Origin of the sequence: Streptomyces sp. NPDC047014 (genome assembly GCF_040644195.1) — a bacterium.
GTDB lineage: Bacteria > Actinomycetota > Actinomycetes > Streptomycetales > Streptomycetaceae > Streptomyces.
Window position 1 is genome coordinate 236,204 of record NZ_JBEYVX010000003.1, and the last position, 19,410, is coordinate 255,613.

At 72.4% G+C, this 19,410-nt stretch carries 19 protein-coding genes; 9 read left to right on the forward strand and 10 right to left on the reverse strand.

All coding sequences use genetic code 11. The features are described from left to right. The first annotated feature begins 57 nt into the window (after positions 1-57). Complete coding sequence (locus ABZ873_RS03570; RefSeq protein WP_360864464.1) at positions 58-495, forward strand: nuclear transport factor 2 family protein; 438 nt, start codon at positions 58-60, stop codon at positions 493-495. 47 nt (positions 496-542) lie between these two features. Here the strand turns inward: ABZ873_RS03570 and ABZ873_RS03575 are convergent, their stop codons facing one another. Both ABZ873_RS03575 and ABZ873_RS03580 read right to left on the reverse strand, forming a co-directional pair. Next, complete coding sequence (locus tag ABZ873_RS03575; protein WP_360864466.1) at positions 543-3,005, reverse strand: cation-translocating P-type ATPase; 2,463 nt, start codon at positions 3,003-3,005, stop codon at positions 543-545. Positions 3,006-3,146: 141 nt separating this feature from the next. Beyond that, on the reverse strand, positions 3,147-3,464 hold the full coding sequence (locus ABZ873_RS03580; protein WP_360864468.1) for a DUF2530 domain-containing protein: 318 nt from the start codon (positions 3,462-3,464) through the stop codon (positions 3,147-3,149). Positions 3,465-3,619: 155 nt separating this feature from the next. On the opposite strand from ABZ873_RS03580, the gene ABZ873_RS03585 reads away from it, so the two are divergent. Beyond that, positions 3,620-5,080, forward strand: a complete 1,461-nt coding sequence (locus ABZ873_RS03585; protein ID WP_360864470.1) for an NCS2 family permease — start codon at positions 3,620-3,622, stop codon at positions 5,078-5,080. Between the two features lie 33 nt (positions 5,081-5,113). On the opposite strand, the gene ABZ873_RS03590 is transcribed toward ABZ873_RS03585, so the two are convergent. Further along, positions 5,114-5,296, reverse strand: a complete 183-nt coding sequence (locus tag ABZ873_RS03590; protein ID WP_360864471.1) for a ribbon-helix-helix protein, CopG family — start codon at positions 5,294-5,296, stop codon at positions 5,114-5,116. A 141-nt stretch (positions 5,297-5,437) separates the two neighbouring features. Between ABZ873_RS03590 and ABZ873_RS03595 the strand changes: the two genes are divergently transcribed. The 3 genes from ABZ873_RS03595 (at position 5,438) to thpR (ending at position 7,927) form a co-directional block, all read left to right on the forward strand. Next, complete coding sequence (locus ABZ873_RS03595; RefSeq protein ID WP_030662370.1) at positions 5,438-5,875, forward strand: MarR family transcriptional regulator; 438 nt, start codon at positions 5,438-5,440, stop codon at positions 5,873-5,875. A 148-nt stretch (positions 5,876-6,023) separates the two neighbouring features. Then, positions 6,024-7,289 (forward strand): MFS transporter, encoded by a 1,266-nt coding sequence (locus ABZ873_RS03600; protein WP_360864535.1) that lies wholly within the window; start codon positions 6,024-6,026, stop codon positions 7,287-7,289. 74 nt (positions 7,290-7,363) lie between these two features. Then, the gene (gene thpR / locus ABZ873_RS03605) at positions 7,364-7,927 is read left to right on the forward strand and encodes an RNA 2',3'-cyclic phosphodiesterase (protein WP_360864473.1); all 564 of its coding nucleotides are present in this window, start codon (positions 7,364-7,366) and stop codon (positions 7,925-7,927) included. 46 nt (positions 7,928-7,973) lie between these two features. Here the strand turns inward: thpR and ABZ873_RS03610 are convergent, their stop codons facing one another. From ABZ873_RS03610 to ABZ873_RS03625, 4 genes are all read right to left on the reverse strand, one after another. After that, a complete protein-coding gene (locus tag ABZ873_RS03610; protein WP_360864475.1) occupies positions 7,974-9,482 on the reverse strand; it encodes a peptidoglycan DD-metalloendopeptidase family protein in 1,509 nt (502 codons plus the stop codon). Between the two features lie 87 nt (positions 9,483-9,569). Then, on the reverse strand, positions 9,570-11,006 hold the full coding sequence (locus ABZ873_RS03615) for a VCBS repeat-containing protein (protein ID WP_360864477.1): 1,437 nt from the start codon (positions 11,004-11,006) through the stop codon (positions 9,570-9,572). A 216-nt stretch (positions 11,007-11,222) separates the two neighbouring features. After that, entirely contained in the window at positions 11,223-11,396 is a 174-nt protein-coding gene (locus ABZ873_RS03620) for a hypothetical protein (protein WP_360864479.1), read from the reverse strand. 286 nt (positions 11,397-11,682) lie between these two features. Then, positions 11,683-12,675, reverse strand: coding sequence for a helix-turn-helix domain-containing protein (locus tag ABZ873_RS03625; RefSeq protein ID WP_360864481.1), 993 nt, complete (start codon positions 12,673-12,675; stop codon positions 11,683-11,685). A gap of 138 nt (positions 12,676-12,813) precedes the next feature. Between ABZ873_RS03625 and ABZ873_RS03630 the strand changes: the two genes are divergently transcribed. After that, positions 12,814-13,119: a hypothetical protein gene (locus ABZ873_RS03630; protein ID WP_360864483.1), complete on the forward strand. Its 306-nt coding sequence runs from the start codon at positions 12,814-12,816 to the stop codon at positions 13,117-13,119. Positions 13,120-13,309: 190 nt separating this feature from the next. Then, positions 13,310-13,453 (forward strand): hypothetical protein, encoded by a 144-nt coding sequence (locus ABZ873_RS03635; protein ID WP_360864485.1) that lies wholly within the window; start codon positions 13,310-13,312, stop codon positions 13,451-13,453. A 195-nt stretch (positions 13,454-13,648) separates the two neighbouring features. Here ABZ873_RS03635 and ABZ873_RS03640 read toward each other — a convergent pair whose 3' ends face one another. Together ABZ873_RS03640 and ABZ873_RS03645 are read right to left on the reverse strand one after the other, a co-directional pair. Continuing rightward, positions 13,649-14,638: an aldo/keto reductase gene (locus ABZ873_RS03640; protein WP_360864487.1), complete on the reverse strand. Its 990-nt coding sequence runs from the start codon at positions 14,636-14,638 to the stop codon at positions 13,649-13,651. 59 nt (positions 14,639-14,697) lie between these two features. Continuing rightward, the gene (locus ABZ873_RS03645) at positions 14,698-15,390 is read right to left on the reverse strand and encodes a GDSL-type esterase/lipase family protein (RefSeq protein WP_360864489.1); all 693 of its coding nucleotides are present in this window, start codon (positions 15,388-15,390) and stop codon (positions 14,698-14,700) included. A 76-nt stretch (positions 15,391-15,466) separates the two neighbouring features. Between ABZ873_RS03645 and ABZ873_RS03650 the strand changes: the two genes are divergently transcribed. Continuing rightward, positions 15,467-16,489 carry a WD40 repeat domain-containing protein gene (locus tag ABZ873_RS03650; RefSeq protein WP_360864491.1) on the forward strand — a complete coding sequence of 341 codons (1,023 nt, stop codon included), beginning with the start codon at positions 15,467-15,469 and terminating at the stop codon, positions 16,487-16,489. A 79-nt stretch (positions 16,490-16,568) separates the two neighbouring features. Here ABZ873_RS03650 and ABZ873_RS03655 read toward each other — a convergent pair whose 3' ends face one another. Further along, positions 16,569-17,495: a DUF3027 domain-containing protein gene (locus tag ABZ873_RS03655; protein ID WP_360864493.1), complete on the reverse strand. Its 927-nt coding sequence runs from the start codon at positions 17,493-17,495 to the stop codon at positions 16,569-16,571. 338 nt (positions 17,496-17,833) lie between these two features. Between ABZ873_RS03655 and ABZ873_RS03660 the strand changes: the two genes are divergently transcribed. After that, a complete protein-coding gene (locus ABZ873_RS03660; protein WP_360864495.1) occupies positions 17,834-19,198 on the forward strand; it encodes an MFS transporter in 1,365 nt (454 codons plus the stop codon). Positions 19,199-19,410: the final 212 nt, after the last annotated feature.

Consider the following 19,410-nt stretch of genomic DNA (forward strand, 5'->3'; position numbering starts at 1 on the left):
AGCGACTAGTCAATTCCTTGACTATGACGTCTGTGCCACGAGTACTCAGGAGGGGTCATGGAGACTGCCGTGAAGACCGCCGTGGAGACCGCCGAACGCTTCCGCGCCGCCGTCGAGGCGCGCGATCTCGCCGCGATCGAGGAGCTGTTCACCGAGGACATCCGCTTCTACAGCCCGGTGAAGTTCCGCCCGTTCGAGGGCCGGCCCATGGTGACGGGCCTCTTCGGGGTGCTGCTGCGCACCTTCGAGGACCTGCGCTACATCGGACACTTCGCCGGTGCGGTGGAGACCAGCGCCGACGGCACGGCGGGCCCGGCCGTGATCCTGCCCTTCCGGGCCACCGTGGACGGCAAGGAGATCCACGGCATCGACCAGCTCCACGTCGGTGCCGACGGCCGGATCTCGGAGTTCACGGTCATGGTCCGCCCGCAGTCCGCGCTGCACACCCTGAGCCAGGCGGTCCTGGCCGGGCTGACCGCGGACGGACTCGTCTGACGGACCCCCGCGACGGCCCGGCAACGGCCCCGCGGCGCCCGCGGGGCCTAGGCCGGGAAGCGGCGGTCGACCCAGCGGAAGGTGATCTCGATCAGGGCCGAGGCGGCCGCGGCGATCGCCACCGCGATCCACGGCATGGTCGTGCCCACCAGCCTGAGCTGGAAGAACTCCTGGAGCCAGGGCACGACCAGGACGATCAGGAAGGCCAGGCCCATCGCGCCCACCAGCGCCACCCGCCACCAGGTGTACGGGCGGGCGATGATCGCCAGCACCCACATCGAGGCCAGGAACAGGGTCAGCGTGGCCGCGCTGGTCTCGGCGTTCAGGGCCTCCGGCCCGGTGTAGTGGTGGCGGGCCACCAGATAGCTGACGAAGGTGGCCGTCGCCGCGATCGCACCGCCCGGGATCGCGTACCGCATCACCCGTTTCACGAAGTGCGGCTTGGCCCGCTCCTTGTTCGGGGCCAGGGCCAGGAAGAAGGCCGGGATGCCGATGGTCAGCGTGGACAGCAGCGTCAGGTGCCGGGGCAGGAAGGGGTACTCCACCTGGGAGCAGACCACCAGGACGGCCAGCAGCACCGAGTAGACCGTCTTCGTCAGGAAGAGGGTGGCCACCCGCGTGATGTTGCCGATGACCCGGCGGCCCTCCGCGACCACGGACGGCAGGGTGGAGAAGCTGTTGTTCAGCAGCACGATCTGCGCGACCGCGCGGGTGGCCTCCGAGCCGGAGCCCATGCTCACGCCGATGTCCGCGTCCTTGAGGGCGAGCACGTCGTTGACGCCGTCGCCGGTCATGGCGACGGTGTGGCCCCGGGACTGGAGGGCGCCGACCATGTCCCGCTTCTGCTGCGGGGTGACGCGCCCGAAGACGGAGTTCGCGTCGAGCACCTCCGCCATCTCCTCCTGCCCGGCGGGCAGCTTCCGCGCGTCGACGGTGTTCCCGGCGCCGGGCAGGCCCAGCTTCCCGGCGACCGCGCCCACGGAGACCGCGTTGTCACCGGAGATGACCTTGGCCTTGACGTCCTGGTCCTCGAAGTAGAGCAGCGTGTCGGCGGCGTCCGGCCGCAGCCGCTGCTCCAGGACCACCAGCGCGGCCGGCCGGACCCCGGTGGCCACCTCTTCGTCGTCCAGCTCGCGGGCGGAGCGGGCCAGCAGCAGCACGCGCAGGCCCTGCTCGTTGAGGGCGTCGACCTCGGTGAGGGCCGGGTCCCCGGCGGGCAGCAGCACATCGGGGGCGCCCAGCAGCCAGGTGTTGATCTCCCCGTCGCCCTCGCTGAAACTGGCGCCGCTGTACTTGCGGGCGGAGGAGAACGGCAGGGACTCGGTGCAGCGCCACTCCGCGCTGTCGGGGTAGGCGTCGATGATGGCCTGGAGGCTGGCGTTGGGCCGCGGGTCGGACTCCCCCAGCGCGCCGAGCACCTTCGTGACGTACGAGATCTCCGCGCCGCCGAGCGGCCGCAGCTCGGTGACGTCCATGCCGCCCTCGGTGAGGGTGCCGGTCTTGTCCAGGCAGACCACGTCCACCCGCGCCAGGCCCTCGATGGCGGGCAGCTCCTGCACCAGGCACTGCTGGCGGCCGAGCCGGATCACGCCGATCGCGAAGGCCACGGAAGTCAGCAGGACCAGGCCCTCGGGGATCATCGGGACGATGCCGCCGACGGTGCGGGCGACGGAGTCCTTGAAGTTGTTCTCCTTCACCACGAGCTGGCTGATGATCAGCCCGATCGAGGTCGGGATCATCATCCAGGTCACGTACTTGAGGATCGTGGAGATCCCGGAGCGCAGCTCGGAGTGGACGAGGGTGAAGCGGGACGCCTCCTCGGCCAGCTGGGCGGCGTACGCCTCGCGGCCGACCTTGGTGGCGGTGAAGGCGCCGCCGCCGGCGACGACGAAGGAGCCGGACATCACCGGGTCGCCGGGCCGTTTCAGGACGGGGTCGGCCTCGCCGGTGAGCAGGGACTCGTCGATCTCCAGCCCGTCGGCCTCACCGACGTTGCCGTCGACCACCACCTTGTCCCCGGGCCCGAGCTCGATGACGTCGCCGAGGACGATCTCGGAGGTGGAGATCTCGGCGGTGCGGCCGTCGCGGCGCACGCTCGGCCTGGCCTCCCCGATGACGGCGAGTCCGTCGAGGGTCTTCTTGGCGCGCAGCTCCTGGATGATGCCGATACCGGTGTTCGCGATGATCACGAAGCCGAAGAGGCTGTCCTGGATCGGCGCGACGATCAGCATGATCAGCCACAGCACGCCGATGATCGCGTTGAACCGGGTGAAGACATTGGCGCGGACGATGTCGGCGGTGGAGCGCGAGGAGCGCACCGGCACGTCGTTGACGTCGCCGCGCGCGACGCGTTCCGCGACCTCGGCGGTGGTCAGCCCCTCCGGCCGGAACCGGGGGGCCGGCGGCCGTACCGGGTGTACGGGGTCCAGCTCGGCCCCGGCGTCGATGGCCGTGCCGGGTCCGCCGCCCGGCTCGCGCCCGTCATGGTCGATCCTCGCCCGCTCCGTCATGGTTCCGACGGTAAGCGGGGTTCCGGGGCTTCACCCGCCGAGAGGCCCGAAGTCGCGACTTCGGGATGACCCGGATCGTCCCCTGGTAGGAGCCGGGCGGAGGCCGGGCCCAGGGCCGGGCGTACGGCGGCCCCCGCGCGGCTAGGCGGTGCCGGTGCGGCCCTCGCCCGGCCCGGAAACGGACCCGGGGCCGCCCTCGGCCGACGCCGCCGCCGACGCCGCGTGCCGCTTGAGCGCGGCGTCCCGCCCGCGGACGTACCAGATGCCGATGAGGCCGAGGAATCCGCCGGCCGCGCAGGTCCAGACCCACCACAGCTGACCACGGTCGGCGAACCATCCGTAGAAGGGCAGCTGGACCAGGAAGAGGGCGAACCACAGGATCGTGCCACCGGTGACGGTCGCGACGACGGGGCCCTCCAGGGGCTCGGGCGCCTCGTGCTTCGGAGTCCATTTGGCCATGCCGGAAGTCTAAGCGGGCCTGGTGGGGCCGACCGGTCGCCCTGCCCTCGCGGGGTTCTACGCGCGGAGATGGACGGCCTTTCCGTCATGTGTTCATACTGAAACGGTTTGGGCGCGGCCCATTTTCTTCGTATGAATCACCCATTGAGGACCGTATGAGCACCCCGGCCCCCGCCCCCGCATCCCTCACCCCGGAGCCCTCCCCACGGGAGCCCTCCGGCGCTGTGGACCGCTACTTCAAGATCTCCGAGCGCGGCTCCACCCTCGCCCGCGAGGTCCGCGGCGGCTTCGCCACCTTCTTCGCGATGGCCTACATCATCGTGCTGAACCCGATCATCCTGGGCAGCGCGAAGGACATGTACGGCCACCAGCTCGACGGCGGCCAGCTGGTGACGGCCACCGTCCTGACGGCGGCGTTCACCACCCTCCTCATGGGTGTCATCGGCAACGTCCCCATCGCGCTCGCCGCCGGCCTCGGCGTGAACACCGTCGTGGCCCTCCAGCTCGCCCCCCGCATGAGCTGGGCCGACGCCATGGGCATGGTGGTCCTCGCGGGCTTCGTGGTGATGCTGCTGGTGGCCACCGGCCTGCGCGAGCGCGTCATGAACGCCGTCCCGCTGGGCCTGCGCAAGGGCATCGCCATCGGCATCGGCCTATTCATCATGCTGATCGGCCTGGTCGACTCCGGTTTCGTCTCCCGCATCCCGGACGCCGCGCACACCACGGTCCCGCTCCAGCTCGGCGGCACCGGCCACCTCGACGGCTGGCCGGTGCTGATCTTCGTGATCGGCGTACTGCTCACGCTCGCGCTGATGATCCGCAAGGTGCCGGGCGCGATCCTGATCTCCATCGTGGCGATGACCCTCGCCGCCGTCGTCGTCCAGCTGGTCGCGGACCTGCCGGCCGCCGCCTGGGGCCTCACCGTCCCCGCGTGGCCGGGCAACCCGGTGGCGATGCCCGACTTCGGGCTCGTCGGCGAGGTCAGCCTCTTCGGCGGCTTCGGCAAGGTCGGCGTGCTGACCGGCTGCCTCTTCGTCTTCACCGTGCTGCTGTCCTGCTTCTTCGACGCGATGGGCACCATCCTCGGCGTCGGGGACGAGGCGAAGCTGATCGACCGGACCACCGGCGAGTTCCCCGGCATCAACAAGGTGCTGCTGATCGACGGCCTGGCCGTCGCCTCCGGCGGCGCCACCTCCTCCTCGGCCACCACCTGCTTCGTGGAGTCCACGGCGGGCGTCGGCGAGGGCGCCCGCACCGGCATGGCGAACGTCGTGACGGGCGGCCTCTTCGCCGTGGCGCTGTTCCTGACCCCGCTGGCCACCATGGTGCCGTCCCAGGCGGCCACGCCCGCGCTGATCGCGGTCGGCTTCCTGATCCTGGCGGGCTCGATCCGGGACATCGACTGGAACGACCTCACCATCGCCGTCCCGGCCTTCCTGGCCATGGTGATGATGCCGTTCACCTACTCGATCACCAACGGCATCGGCATCGGCTTCGTGAGCTTCTGCGCGCTGCGCCTGGCCACCGGCCGGGGACGCGAGGTACCCGCCGCCCTGTACGTGGTGTCGGCGGTGTTCGTCTTCTACTACGCGATGCCCGCCCTGGGCCTCGCGTAGGCACGGCCCCGGAGAAGGGGCCCGGGCACCGGCTCAGGTGACCCCGTAGAACTTCTCCGTCTCGTCGACGGCCGCCTTGAAGCGCTCGTCGAAGTCGTCGCGAATGAGCGTCCGGACCACATAGTCCTGGACGCTCATTCCGCGTTTGGCGGCATGGATCCGGAGCCTGTCGAGGAGCTCCCCGTCTATGCGCATGCTGAGCACATGTGTCCCCATGGCGAAAGAGTCGGGGCACCGGGTGCGCCCGTGGGCGGCTTTCGGCCGCCGACTCACCCGTACGAGTGACATGGCACATACCGCGTGCATGAGCACCGAAACCAGTGTTCTTTAGAGAGAGTAATGAGTTATTCTAAGTACATGCCTGACCTCTCCCATGGCGACGATGCTGCCGCCGTGAACGACCTCCGCTCCGCCGTCATGCGGCTGGGGCGGCGCCTGAAGCACCAGCGCGTCGACGAGTCGCTGAGCCCGACCGAGATGTCGGTCCTCGGCACCCTGGCCCGCTGCGGCCAGGCCACTCCGGGCGAGCTGGCCCGCCGCGAGCACGTCCAGCCGCCGTCGATGACACGCATCGTCGCGTTGCTGGAGGCCAAGGGACTGGTCACGCTGGAACCGCACCCCGACGACCGCCGCCAGAAGGTGGTCCGCCAGACGGAGGAGGCCGAAGCGATGCTCGAAGAGAGCCGCCGCAAGCGCAACGCCTTCCTGGCCGGGCTCGCGGCCGAGCTGACCGAGGACGAATGGGCCAAGCTGCGCGCGGCCGCCCCCGTCCTGGAGAAGCTCGCGCACCTGTAGGAACGACGCCAGGAGGCGAACGCTTTTGAGTACGGGAAACGGAGCAGATTCCGCACCCGGCCACATATCCACCACCACCAGCGCCGCGCACCCCGCGGCACGGGCGGGCAAGAACCTCGGGGCACCCCCCGGCAGCGGCCGGGGCGGGATGTTCAGCTCGCTGAGGATCCGGAACTACCGGCTCTTCGCCACCGGCCAGGTCGTGTCGAACACCGGCACCTGGATGCAGCGCATCGCCCAGGACTGGCTGGTCCTGTCCCTCACCGGCTCCGCCTCCGCCGTCGGCATCACCATCGCCCTGCAGTTCCTGCCGATGCTGATGTTCGGCCTCTACGGAGGCGTCCTCGCCGACCGGCTGCCCAAGCGGCCGCTGCTCCTCGCCACCCAGAGCGCCATGGGCCTGACCGGCCTGGCGCTCGCCGCCCTCACCCTGGCCGGGCACGTCCAGGTCTGGCACGTCTACCTCGCCGCCTTCGCCCTCGGCCTCGTCACCGTCGTGGACAACCCGGCCCGGCAGACCTTCGTCTCCGAGATGGTCGGCAAGGACCAGGTGGCCAACGCGGTCAGCCTGAACTCGGCCAACTTCCAGTCCGCGCGGCTGGTCGGCCCCGCCGTCGCCGGCGTGCTGATCACCGCCGTGGGCTCCGGCTGGGCCTTCCTGCTCAACGGCCTGTCCTTCGCCGCGCCCATCGCGGGCCTGCTGCTGATGCGCACCCAGGAGCTGCACCCGGTCGCGCCGCGGCCGCGCGCCAAGGGGCAGCTGCGCGAGGGGCTGCGCTATGTCGCGGGGCGGCCCGAGCTGGTCTGGCCGATCGTGCTCGTCGGCTTCATCGGCACCTTCGGCTTCAACTTCCCGATCTGGCTGTCGGCCTTCGTCAGCGACGTCTTCCACGGCGACGCGGGCACGTACGGGCTCTTCAACACGCTGATCGCGGCCGGCTCGCTGGCGGGTGCCCTGCTCGCCGCCCGGCGCGGGCAGTCCCGGCTGCGGGTGCTGGTGGCCGCCGCCGCGCTGTTCTCGGTACTGCTGCTCGTGACGGCCTTCGCGCCCGCGTTCTGGCTGTTCGCGGCGCTGCTGGTGCCGATCGGGGTCTTCGGGCTGACGGTGAACGTCACGGCGAACGCGAGCGTGCAGATGGCCACCGCGCCGGAGATGCGGGGGCGGGTGATGGCCCTGTTCATGATGGTGTTCACCGGGGGGACCCCGGTGGGCGCGCCGCTGCTGGGCTGGATCACCGATACGTACGGTGCGCGGGCGGGGATGGCCTCGGGTGCGCTGATCTCGCTGGCCGCCTCCGTGGCGATCGCGGTGATCCTGGCCCGGGTGGGCAACCTGCGGCTGCGCGTGGGGCGGCACGGCCTGGTCTTCGTCCCGGCCGTCCCGCACCGCCGCGAACTGGTGACGGTGGCCTGAGCGAAGCCCCCGGCGGGCCTTCCCGGGGCTCCGCCCCGCACCCCGCCGGGCCCGCGCCCCACTACGCTCGCCGCATGAGACTGTTCGTCGCCGTGTTGCCGCCCGACGCCGCCCTCGCCGAGCTGGAGGCGGCCGTGGGGCCGTTGCGGGACGAGCGGCTGATCTGGACCGCCGGGGCGGGGTGGCATTTCACGCTCGCGTTCCTGGGCGAGGTGGGCGAGGAACTGCTCCCGGAGCTGCGGGCCCGGCTGGAGCGGGCCGCGCACCGGACGGCGCCCTTCACGCTGCGCGTGCACGGCTCCGGGCAGTTCGGGGAGAACGTGCTGTGGGCCGGCGCCGCCGGGGAGCTGCCCGCCCTGCGGATGCTCGCCGAGCGGACCGACGCCGCCGCCCGGCGGGCCGGCGTACCCCTGGAGCGGCACCGGCGGTACACCCCGCACCTCACCCTGGCCCGCGGCCGGCACGGCGGCCCGCCGCTGGGCCCGTACCGGGACGCCCTCGCCGGCTTCGAGGGCGCGCCCTGGCGGGCGGAGACCCTCAGCCTGGTCCGCAGCCACCTCCCGGCGGACGGGGTGCCGGGCGCGCGCCCCCGGTACGAGACGGTCGGCGCCTGGCCGCTGGCGGGCCGGACGGCATGAGGCGGCCCGCCCCTGCCGGGACGGGCCGCCTCACGGGTGCCGGTGCTTACCAGCCGCCGGTACCGATCTCCTTGCGGGCGCCGAGGCCGCCGGAGCCGGTGCCCGGGTAGAGGAAGAGCTTGCCGGTGGCGTTCTGGACGGCGACCAGGTCGTCCGAGAGCTGCGAGTTCAGCAGGTCGCCGCCGATCAGGTCCGACATGCCGTTCCAGCCGCCCGAGCCGATCTCGATGCGCGGGCTCAGGTAGCCCTTGTCACCGGGGTACATGAACAGCTTGCCCGTGGACTTCTGCACCGCGACCAGGTCCTGGCGCCCGGTGTTGTTGAGGTCCATGCCGGTCAGGTTGGTCATGCCGTTCCAGCCGCCGGAGCCGATCTCCTTGCGGGCGGCGAGCTGGCCGCCGGAGGTGCCCGGGTAGAGGTAGAGCTTGCCGGTGGTCTTGTCCACGGCGGCCAGGTCCGCGATCTTGTCGCCGTTGAGGTTCAGGCCCGTCAGGCTGGTCATGTTGTTCCAGCCGCCCGAGCCGATCATGACGCGGCTGCCGCCGGAGGCGATCGTGGAGTTGTCGGCGCCCTTGTAGAGCCACAGCTTGCCGGTGGACTCCTCCACCGCCACGATGTCGTCCTTGCCGTCGCCGGTGAAGTCGCCGCCGGTCAGGTTGGTCATGCCGTTCCAGCCGCCCGAGCCGATGAGGACGCGGTTGCCGCCGGAGGCGATGGTGCCGTTCGAGGCGCCCTTGTAGAGCCAGAGCTTGCCGGTGGAAGCCTCCACCGCGACGACGTCGACCACGTTGTCGCCGTTGAGGTCGGCGGAGGCCAGGTCGACCATGCCGGCGGAGCCGGTGCCCGCCTCACCCGGGCCGGTCGGCTTGGGCTCGGGGGTCTTGGTCTCGCAGTTCTTGCTGGTCAGCGACTTGGACCAGCGGCCGAAGCCGTAGAAGGCGCTGTCGTTGAAGACCGTGCGCTGGTCATCGCCCCAGAAGCGCTGCTCGTAGTGCAGGTGGGCGCCGGTGGAGTTGCCGGTGCTGCCGACGACGCCGATCTGCTGGCCGGCCTTGACCGTGGCCCCGTTGGAGATGCTGAAGCCGTTGAGGTGGGCGTAGACGGTGGTCCAGCCGCCGCCGTGGTTGATGACCACGTACTTGCCGTAGCTGCGGTCACCGAGGTCGACGACCTTGGCGGTGCCGCCGGCGCTGGCGACGACCGGCGAGTTCGCGGTGGAGCCGCCCTGGGTCCAGTCCACGGCGTGGTGGCTCGGGCTGTGGCCGTCACGGGAGGCGCCCTGCCAGGTCTCGCCGCACTTGAACGGCATCTGGAAGTCGGGGCGGGCGTCGCCCTCGGCGGCGGCCATCGGGGACATCATCGGGCCGTCGGACAGGCCGAGGTCCGTGGCCGTCAGCTCGGTCAGGTCGCCGTGCGGGTCCTCCGGCCCGCCGTCGGCGTTCGCACCGCCGGCGGAGAGGGCCACGGCGGCCATGGTGGCGCAGACCAGACCGGTGGCGATACGGACCCGGCGGGTCATGAAGCGGGACAGGGTGGAGGTGGTCTCAACAGACATGGGAGTACGTCCAAACCGGCACGGGCGTGCCAAGGAGGTGTCAGGGAAGGGGTGGTGCGTAAGGAGAGCGGGGAGAGGTCGGGGCGGCTACCAGCCGCCGGAGCCGATCTCCTTGCGCGCCCCCAGACCCGCGCCGGTGCCCGGGTAGAGGTAGAGCTTTCCGGTGGCCGCGTCGACGCCGACGAGGTCGTCGTTCGCGTTCGAGGTGAAGTCGCCGCCGGTGAGGTCGGTCATGCCGTTCCAGCCGCCCGAGCCGATCTCCGTACGGGAGTTCAGGCCGGTGCCGTTGCTGGTGTAGAGGAAGAGCTTGCCGGTGGAGCGCTCGGCGGCGACCACATCGGTCCTGCGGTCGTTGTTGATGTCCATGCCGACCAGGTCGTGCATGCCGTTCCAGCCGCCGCTGCCGATCAGGACGCGGCTGCTGCCGCCGCCGATGGATCCGGCGCCGTTGCCCTTGTAGAGCCACAGCTTGCCCGTGGACTTCTCGACCGCGGCGACATCGGCCTTGCCGTCGCCGTTGAAGTCGCCGCCCATCAGGTCGGTCATCCCGTTCCAGCCGCCGGAGCCGATCTCCTTGCGGGAGTTCAGGCCGCTGCCGTTGCCCGGGTAGAGGTACAGCTTTCCGCTGGCCTCCTCGACGGCCACGAGGTCGTCCTTGCCGTCGCCGGTGTAGTCGCCGCCGGCCAGGCCGGACATGCCGTTCCAGCCGCCGCTGCCTATCTCGACGCGGCTGCCGCCGGAGGCGATGGTGCCGTTGGAATTGCCCTTGTAGAGCCACAGCTTGCCGGTGGACGCCTGCACCCCGACCACGTCGTCGACGGAGTCGTCGTTGATGTCGACCGCGACGAGATCGGTCATGCCGGGCGCCGGGGGCGGCGGGGTGGTCACGTCCTCGGCGATGTTCTTGTAGCGGACGGGCTGGTAGGGGCCGTAGCCCGGGTAGTACGGGTAGTCGTAGACGCGGTGATGGACACCGCTGGGGGTGAAGTCGAAGCCCCAGTACTGGGTGCGGTCGGAGTTGGCCCACTTCTCGAACAGGACCACATGGCCCTGGGAGCCGCTGTCGTCGTCCAGGAGGGCGTCGCCCGCCTTGAGTTCGGACTTGGTGATGGACTCGGTGACACCGCGCGGGCCGAAGGTGTTGGTGGCCGGCTGGAAGTCCAGGTCCCAGGCCATCGAGACGAAGCCCGAGCAGTCCGTGCGGTAACCACCGTGCTTGCCACCGCCGTTGTAGTCCAGGCCGATGCCGACCCAGCTCCTGGCCCGGGCGATGACCGCGCTGCGGGTGATCTTCGTATTGCCCTCGGCGGCGGCCGAGGAGAAGGAGGCCGCCCGCAGTTGCTCGTCGGCCGGCTGCTCGGGGCCCTGGCCGGGGCTGCCGTAGTCGGGGTTCTCCGCCTCGGCGACGGCCGCCGGGGCGGCGAAGGCGGCGGAGTCGACGGCGACCACGGCGCCGGCGGCGACGGCTCCGGCGATGAGGGCGGCGACGGCCGCGTGGCGGGCTCTGGGCAGGGATCGGGACATGGCTGTGCTCCGGTGGTGGTGGGTCAGGAGGTCTGGATGGCCGGGAGCGAGGGCTCGACCGGCGGCGTACGGCGCGGTGCGCGGTGCTGCGGGTTGCGGTGTTGCGGGAGTGCGGCGGACGGACAGCTGTCCTGCAGGTACAGCGGTCCTGGGGCCTGCGGGCGGTACGAGGTGCCTGGCGGCCGGTGTCAGGAGCCAGGCGGGCGGTGCGGGGGCCTAGCGGGGGCTGCTGACCGCCGTGAGCGGGGTGTTCGCCGGGGTCGAGGGGCCGGCCGTTCCGGCCGCGGGCACCGGGTGGGCGGGGGCGTGGGCGGAGGCCATCGGTGCGACGGAGGTGATGCCGAGGGTGAGGGCGACGACCGCGGTGGCCCGGAGGATTCCAGTACGCATGGGAGTGGTTCTTCCTTCCGAATCGAAGAGGTGGGCTGCTGTCCCCCGGCGTTCCGTCCCGGTGACAAGCAATAGATTCGCCGCTCCCCGCGGCCGGTGGAAGAGAGATCCACTGGCCCGAAGCGGTCATGGCCGGTCACGGCCAGAGAGGCCCGATCCGGCCGCGACGGCAGCGCAGATTCCAGCCACCCCGCCCCCGGCCCCCGCCCCCGGACACGCAGAAGCCGCCCGGCCCGGCCACTGTCGTGACCGCACCGGGCGGCTGGGTTCCGTACGGGGAGGGCGCCTACGGGCGGGCGGGCAGCCAGCCCTCCTGGACGGCCCGCACCCCGGCCTCGAAGCGGCTGCGCGCGCCCAGGCGTTCCATCAGCTCGTTCGCGATGCGCCGGGCCGTCCGCGAGGACACCCCGAGCCGCTTGGCGATCGCGTCATCGGTATGACCCTCGGCCAGCAGCCGTACGGCGGTGGTCTGCTGGGCGGTCAGCCCGTCCGGTCCGAGGACGGCGATCTCGGCCAGCGGCTGCGCGGTGGCCCACGTGGACTCGAAGAGCGCGCAGAGGGCGACGAGCATGCCGTGCCCGCTGAGCACGACCGCGCCCGCCGAGGAGTCGTCGCTCACCGGGATCAGCGCCGTCGAGCGGTCCACGATCAGCATCCGCGTCGGCAGCGAGGCCACCGTACGGACCTGCCCGCCCAGCTCGGTGAGCCAGTTGGCGTGCTCCACGGAGGGCCTGCTGTTGCGGACACTGTCCAGGTAGACCGTGCGCATCCGCACCCCGCGCTCCAGCAGCGTCCGGTTCAGCGGACGCGAGGCGGCCAGCGCCGACTCGCTCAGCGTGGCGTCCGGGGAGAAGGCCAGCAGCTCCTCCTTCGTCTCCCGGGTCAGCGCCACCAGCCGGTCGCGGACCGCGTCGAGGCCGATCAGCTGCTCCACCCCGGGATGCCGGGCGGCGGGGCGCAGCTCCGAGTACTCGGAGATCAGCCGGGCGGCGGCCGCCCGGGACGCCTCCAGCCGCTGCTGCTGCGCGGCCAGCTCCGCCTGCCCGCGCGCCATCAGGATCTCCATCCCGATGTCCGGGGAGACCGCGCGCAGCCGTCCGCTGTCGTCCGCCGAGGGCTGGACCAGGGCCAGCTCGCTGAGCAGGTCGAGCGCTGCGCGTACGTCGTCCTCGGCGACGCCGAGGCTCACGGCCAGGGCCGCGACTCCCGACGCGGGATCGATGAGCATGGCGCGGTAGACGGCGTCGGCTCTGGCATCGAGTCCGAGTTCGGTCAACATGTGGTTCCCCCCACCCCGTTGGTACTTCGATGGGGAAGATCATCGCAGAATCGCGCCGCGTGGCCAGTTGTGTCCACGACCACAACCGGCCAGCGTGTTCCGTTTCCGGCGGAGGCCCGCAGGGGGGACCGTGGACCCATGTACCTCGTCCACGCCCGTCTGCGGACGGTCCCCCCTGCGGAAGTCCCCGACGACCTGCGCGCGACGGCCCGCGCGGGCCTGCGCCCGGGGGACCGCGTCGAGCACCTGGCGGTGCATCCGCAGTCCGCGGAACACTTCACGCTCGGCTTCTACGTGCTGTCGGACTCCCTGGAGGAGGCCGAGCGGCGGGCCGAGGCGGTGTGCCGCCGGCTGCTGGGCGCGCGGGTGCTGCCGCGGGCCCGGCTGCTGGATGTCGGGGTGCCGCTGATGCCGGTGGCGCTGATGGAGCGGCGGGCGGTCTGAGGGCCGCGGCCGGGTCGGTTGTCCGCAACCGGACACGACCGGTTGCGGCCAGCCGCTACCCCTTCACCCCCCGCTGAGCTGCGGCTTAGCTAGGTCTCACCGGAAAGGGACAGCGCCACCGCGGGACGCTGGACCGGCCGGGACTCCGCAGTCAGTACGCCTCAGGGCGCTCCGAAGGGAACCGGACATCATGCGCATCACCCGTATCTTCCAGGCCGCCGCGGTCGTCGCCCTCACCGTCGTCCTCGGTGCCCCCGCCGTCGCCTCCGCCGCCCCGCTGACCGCCGCCAAGCCGCCGGTCGCCGCGCAGAACGGCGACATGAGCTGGCAGTGACCGCTGCCTCCCCGAGCCCGGCCACAGCCCCTGCGTCGATGACGCGGGGGCTGCCGCGTTAGGCTCGACGGGTGGATCCCAAGACCCGAAACCGTGTGATGGCCGGTGTGCTCGTGCTGATGTTCCTCGTCGTGGCCGTGGCGGCCGCCGTGGGCCAGTAGCACCCTCCGGCGGCCGGACCCCTCCGGCGGCCCGCTACCAGGCGAACGCCTCCGGCGAGGCCCCCGGCCCGGGGAAGATCTCGTCCAGGCCCGTCAGGACCTCCTCGCCGAGCTCCAGCTCCACCGCGCGCAGCGCGCCGTCGAGCTGCTCCTGCGTACGCGGGCCCACGATCGGCCCGGTGACCCCGGGGCGGGTCAGCAGCCAGGCCAGCCCGACCTCGCCCGGCGCGAGGCCGTGCTTGTCGAGCAGGTCCTCGTACGCCTGCACCTGCGCGCGGACCGTGCTGTTCGCGAGGGCTTCGGCGGAGCGGCCGGAGGCCCGGCGCCCGCCCTCGGTCTCCTTCTTGATGACGCCGCCCAGCAGCCCGCCGTGCAGCGGGGACCACGGGATGACCCCGAGGCCGTACTCCTGGGCCGCCGGGATGACCTCCATCTCGGCGCGCCGCTCGGCGAGGTTGTAGAGGCACTGCTCGCTGACCAGGCCGAGGCGGCCGGAGCGGGCGGCGGTCTCGTTGGCCTGGGCGATCTTCCAGCCGGGGAAGTTGGAGGAGCCGGCGTAGAGGATCTTGCCCTGCTGGATCAGGACCTCGACGGCCTGCCAGATCTCCTCGAAGGGGGTGTGCCGGTCGATGTGGTGGAACTGGTAGAGGTCGATGTAGTCCGTCTGGAGGCGCTGGAGGCTGGCGTCGACGGCCCGCCGGATGTTGAGCGCCGACAGGCGGTCGTAGTTGGGCCAGGTCTCGCCCTCGGGGGCCATGCTGGCGTAGACCTTGGTGGCGAGCACCGTCTTCTCGCGCCGTCGGCCGCCCTGGGCGAACCAGGTGCCGAGGATCTCCTCGGTGCGGCCCTTGTTCTCGCCCCAGCCGTAGACGTTGGCGGTGTCGAAGAGGTTGATGCCCGCGTCGAGGGCGGAGTCCATGATCGCGTGGCTTTCGGACTCGCCCGTCTGGGGGCCGAAGTTCATGGTGCCGAGTACGAGTCGGCTGACCTTGAGACCGGTGCGTCCGAGCTGTGTGTACTTCATGGGTCACCAGCCAACTGCTTGGAGTGGACTCCAGGCAAGCCCCTCCCGTGAAGGTGCCGTTACGTGTCGCGGGCGGGCCGGTAGGGGCCGCCGACGGCCCACGCCTGGTGCAGCACCGCCGCGAACTCCCCCGCCAGCCGGTGCTCGCCGGAGGCGTTGGGGTGCGTACCGTCGTAGGTGTCGTACCGGATGTCGTACGAGGCCGGGCGCGCGGCCAGCAGCAGCGGCGAGGCGGGCGTGCTGAGGTCGGCGACGGCCTTGGCGAGCAGTTCGTTGAAGCGGGCCACCTCGGCCGCGAAGGGGGCGTCCTCCTCGGCCCGGCTGTTCGGTATGACCGGCAGCAGCACCATGCGCACGGCCGGGGCGGCGGCGCGGGCCGCCGCGACGAAGGCGCGCACGTTGGCGGTGGTCTGCCCGGCGTCGGTGTAGAAGCCGAGGTCGATCAGGCCCAGGGAGACCAGCAGCACGTCGGGCCGGTGCGCGGCGACGGCCTCCCCGACGAGCGGGGCCATGTGCTGCCAGCCCTCGCCCCAGCCGGCCAGATGGCGGCGGGCGGGGCCGGGGAAGCCCGGGTCGGCGTAGGCGTGGCTGACGGGCGCGTCGGCGGCGGTGTCGTAGAGCGTGTCGCGGGGGCCGACGATCCGGTGCGGGCCGTCGGGGACGGCGGTGAGGTGCTGCCACATCCGGTAGCGCCAGGTGTAGTCGCCGGCGCGTCCGATGGTCATGGAGTCGCCGACGAACATGAAACGCATCCGGTCATCATCGCGGATCGCGCGGCGGACGCCCCTGTGACGCCGGACACGCGGGGGCTCCTGGCAGGCTGGGAGGATGCGCCCGCCCCTGCCGTCCGCCGCCGCCCTCGCCCTGGCCGCCGCGGCCGTCCTCTCCGCCGTGCTGCCCGGCGCGTCCGCCGCCCTGGCCGCCGGCTCCCCCGCGCCCTCCTCGTTCACCATCTCCGACCCGCGGATCAAGGAGTCGAGCGGGCTCGCGGCCAGCCGGATCCACCCGGGGGTCTACTGGACGCACAACGACAGCGAGGACGGCCCCTACGTCTACGGGGTGGACTCGGCGACGGGCCGCACGGTGGCCCGGGTGACGCTCACCGGCATCGGCACCCCGCGCGATGTGGAGGCGATCTCGCTGGGGCCGGACGGGCAGCTCTACGTGGGCGACATCGGGGACAACCGGAACGGCACCTGGGACCACGTGTGGATCTACCGCTTCCCGGAGCCGAAGCAACTGGGTGATGTCACCGTCAAGGCCGCGCAGTTCACCGTGCGGTACGAGGACGGGCCGCGCGACGCCGAGTCCCTGATGGTCCATCCGGTGACGGGCCGGGTGTACATCGCGAGCAAGAACGAGAGCCGGGGCGGGCTGTACGAGGGCCCCGCGGAGCTGTCCACGGGCGGGGCGAACGTGTTCCGCCGGGTGGCGGACGTGCCGTGGGTGACGGACGGGGCCTTCTCCCCCGACGGCAGCCGGCTCACCCTGCGGGGCTACTTCACGGCCCGGACCTATCCGTGGAAGGACGGCCGTCCGGCGGGCGAGGGCGAGCGGGTGGACGCGCCCTGGCAGGGACAGGCGGAGTCGGTGACCTACACCCCCGACGGCTCCACGCTGATGTTCGGCTCGGAGGGCGCGAACAGCCGGGTCGTCGCCGTCCCGGTGGCCGCGGCCGCCGCCCCCTCGCCCGGGGCCGGTTCCGCCTCGCCGCGGCCGGGCTCCCCGCCGGAGGCGGCCCCGGCGCCGGAGCCGACGGGCGGCTTCGGCAAGGGCGCGCTGGTGCTGGCCGGGGGCCTGGCCCTGGTCTTCGGCGCGAAGCGGCTGCTGCGCCGCCGCCCGCGCGACTGACCGGCGGACGCCACGGCCGCCCGGCCCTCCGCGTGGCCGGTCCTACGAGTGGCCGGGGGTCCTCCGCGTGGCCGGGGTCCTACGAGTGGCCGAGGTCCGCGTCCTGGGCGTCCGAGGCCGGAGCCGAACCGGTGTCGGCGACGGCCGCGGCCGGCCGCAGCACGAACTCGTCCGTGCCCATCGAGTCGAGCACCGGCGGGGCCGGGCGCGGCGGCGCCGGGACCACCGCGGCCTCGGAGTGGCCGCCGCAGCCGTAGGACAGCGAGACCAGCCGGCCGTCCGCCGGGCTGAACTCGTTGGCGCAGACGCCGAACGCCTGCCCGAGCGAGCCGCCGACGGCGACGAGGAAGCCGCAGGAGACACAGGAGGCCGGGGCCGCCTGGGCCATCGGGGTCTTCGCGCCGAAGGACTCGTCCCAGCGGTCGGCCGCGGCGTGCAGCCCGTACCGGGAGAGCACGCGCGCCCGGCGCATGCCCAGTTCCTCCGCCACCGCGGTGATGGAGCCGCGGGCGGGCGCCACGGTGCGGTCGGTGACGTCGGCGTCCTCGGCCTCGACCAGTTCGGCCATCTCGGTGGAGACGACCGAGTTCGGCGGCGGCGTGTCCTCGCCGGACCAGCCCGGCTCCAGGCGCAGGTCGTCGGCCTCGGTGGGCAGCAGATCGCCCGGACCCATGTCCCCGGGGCGCAGCCGCTCGCTCCACGGCACCCACTCGGGGGCCAGCAGCGCGTCGTCGCCGGGGAGCAGCACCGTTTCGTCGAGGGTGACGTTCTTCGCGCGGGAGGCGCGGGTGACGGTGACGGCCCAGCGCCAGCCGCGGTAGCCCGGCTCCTTGGACTCGAAGAAGTGGGTGACGACGCGGTCGCCCTCCGCCACGGCGGAGACGTGCGCGCCCACGACTCCCGGGTAGGCGGCCTCCTCGGCTGCCGCGCGGGCGAGTTCTACCGCCTCGACGCACAGGCGGTCGGGGGTACGCGGGGTACGGCTTCGCGTCGTCGCAGCACTCACTGGTCTCGTTCTCTCCTACGCCGTCTCACGTGTGCGCCGTCCGTACTGTCGTTCACAACGACCCGACGGTGCCGTCCGTACGTGGCGCGGGCGGAGCGGACCAGAGGGCCGCGTCGACGTCCGCACCCGATCGGACTCCGGGCTCACCTCACTGCGATCCATTCTGCGGGATCACGAAGAGGCGCGCGGCCAGGAGCAACCGCCGGTGGCGCGCTACGCACGCTACCTCCTCTCAAGCCCTGGGCACACATGCAAGGTCCGATTCGCGGACAAGCGGGCCCGTTCACCCGCGTCCGGCGACACGCCGGGAGGCGCCCGAGGGGGCCCGGTGGGGCACTATGGCGGGTGTGGCACCCGTACGGTCGTCCGATGACGGCTCGGGACCGGCCAGGCGGGCCGGCCGGGCTGTCGGGCGTGCCCTGCACCGGCCGATCACCGGTCCGGCCAAGGGGATCCGGCGCGCCACGCACGCGCACGGGGCGGGCGAATCGGGCCTGGGCAAGCTGATCGAGCTGCACGCCATCAACGGCGCGGGCGACATGATGATCACGGTGGCGCTGGCCTCGACGGTGTTCTTCTCGGTGCCCACGGACGAGGCGCGGGGCCGGGTGGCCCTGTACCTGGCGATCACGATGGCGCCGTTCACGGTGCTGGCCCCGGTGATCGGCCCGCTGCTGGACCGGCTGCCGCACGGGCGGCGCGCGTCGATGGCGGCGGCGATGCTGGCGCGGGCGTTCCTCGCGGTGCTGATGTCGGGCGCGGTGGCCACGGGGGGCCTTGAGCTGTATCCGGCGGCGCTGGGCGTGCTGGTGGCGTCCAAGTCGTACGGGGTGGTGCGCAGCGCGGTGGTGCCGAGACTGCTGCCGCCGGCCTTCTCCCTCGTCAAGGCGAACTCGCGGGTCACGCTGGCCGGTCTGCTGGCCACGGGCGTGGCGGCGCCGGTGGCCGCCGGGCTCAACGCGATCGGGCCGCGCTGGCCGCTGTACGGGGCGTGTGTCGTCTTCCTGTGCGGGACCTTCGCGGCGTTCACGCTGCCGCACAAGGTGGACGACGCGAAGGGCGAGCGGCGGGCGCGGCTGTCCACGCACGAGGCGCACTCGAAGCGGCCGGGGCTGCGGACGGTGAGCCGGTCGGTGCTGTGCGGGCTGCTGGCGAACGCCGCGATGCGCGGGCTGTCCGGGTTCCTGATCTTCTTCCTGGCGTTCCTGCTGCGCGAGCATCCCCTGGCGGGGCAGAGCGCGGCGGTGTCGCTGGGCATCGTCGGCGTGTCGGCGGGGGTGGGCAACGCCTGCGGTACGGCGGTGGGCGCGTGGCTGCGCGCGCGGGCCCCGGAGGTGATCATCGCGGCGGTCCTCTGCCTGACCCTCGCGGTGTCGATCCTGGCGGGCGTGTTCTTCAGCGGCGTGATGGTGGCCGTCCTGGGCGCGACGGCCGGCTTCTGCCAGGCCCTGGCGAAGCTCTCCCTGGACGCGACGATCCAGCGCGACGTCCCGGAGTCGGTCCGCACCTCGGCCTTCGCCCGCTCGGAAACCCTGCTCCAGGTGGCCTGGGTCCTGGGCGGCGCGATCGGCATCGTCCTCCCCCTGAACGGCGTCCTGGGCATGGCGGTAGCCGCCACGATCGTCGCCCTGGGCACCACAATGGCCCTGAGAGGCGCCCTCCTCCCCCGCCACCCCACCAAACCCACCCTCGCCGGCGTCTGAGCCGGGGCCCAACTCCAGCCCCGCCGACGTTCGAGGCGCGAGCCAAACCCAGCCCCACCGGCGTCTGAGGCGCGCGCCAAACCCAGCCCCGCCGATGTCTGAGGCGCGCGCCAAATTCAGCCTCGCCGGCGTTTGAGGCGCGGGGTCCGGGGCGGAGCCCCGGCATTTCAGCCCCGCCGGCGATTGAGGCGCGGGGCCCGGGGCGGAGCCCC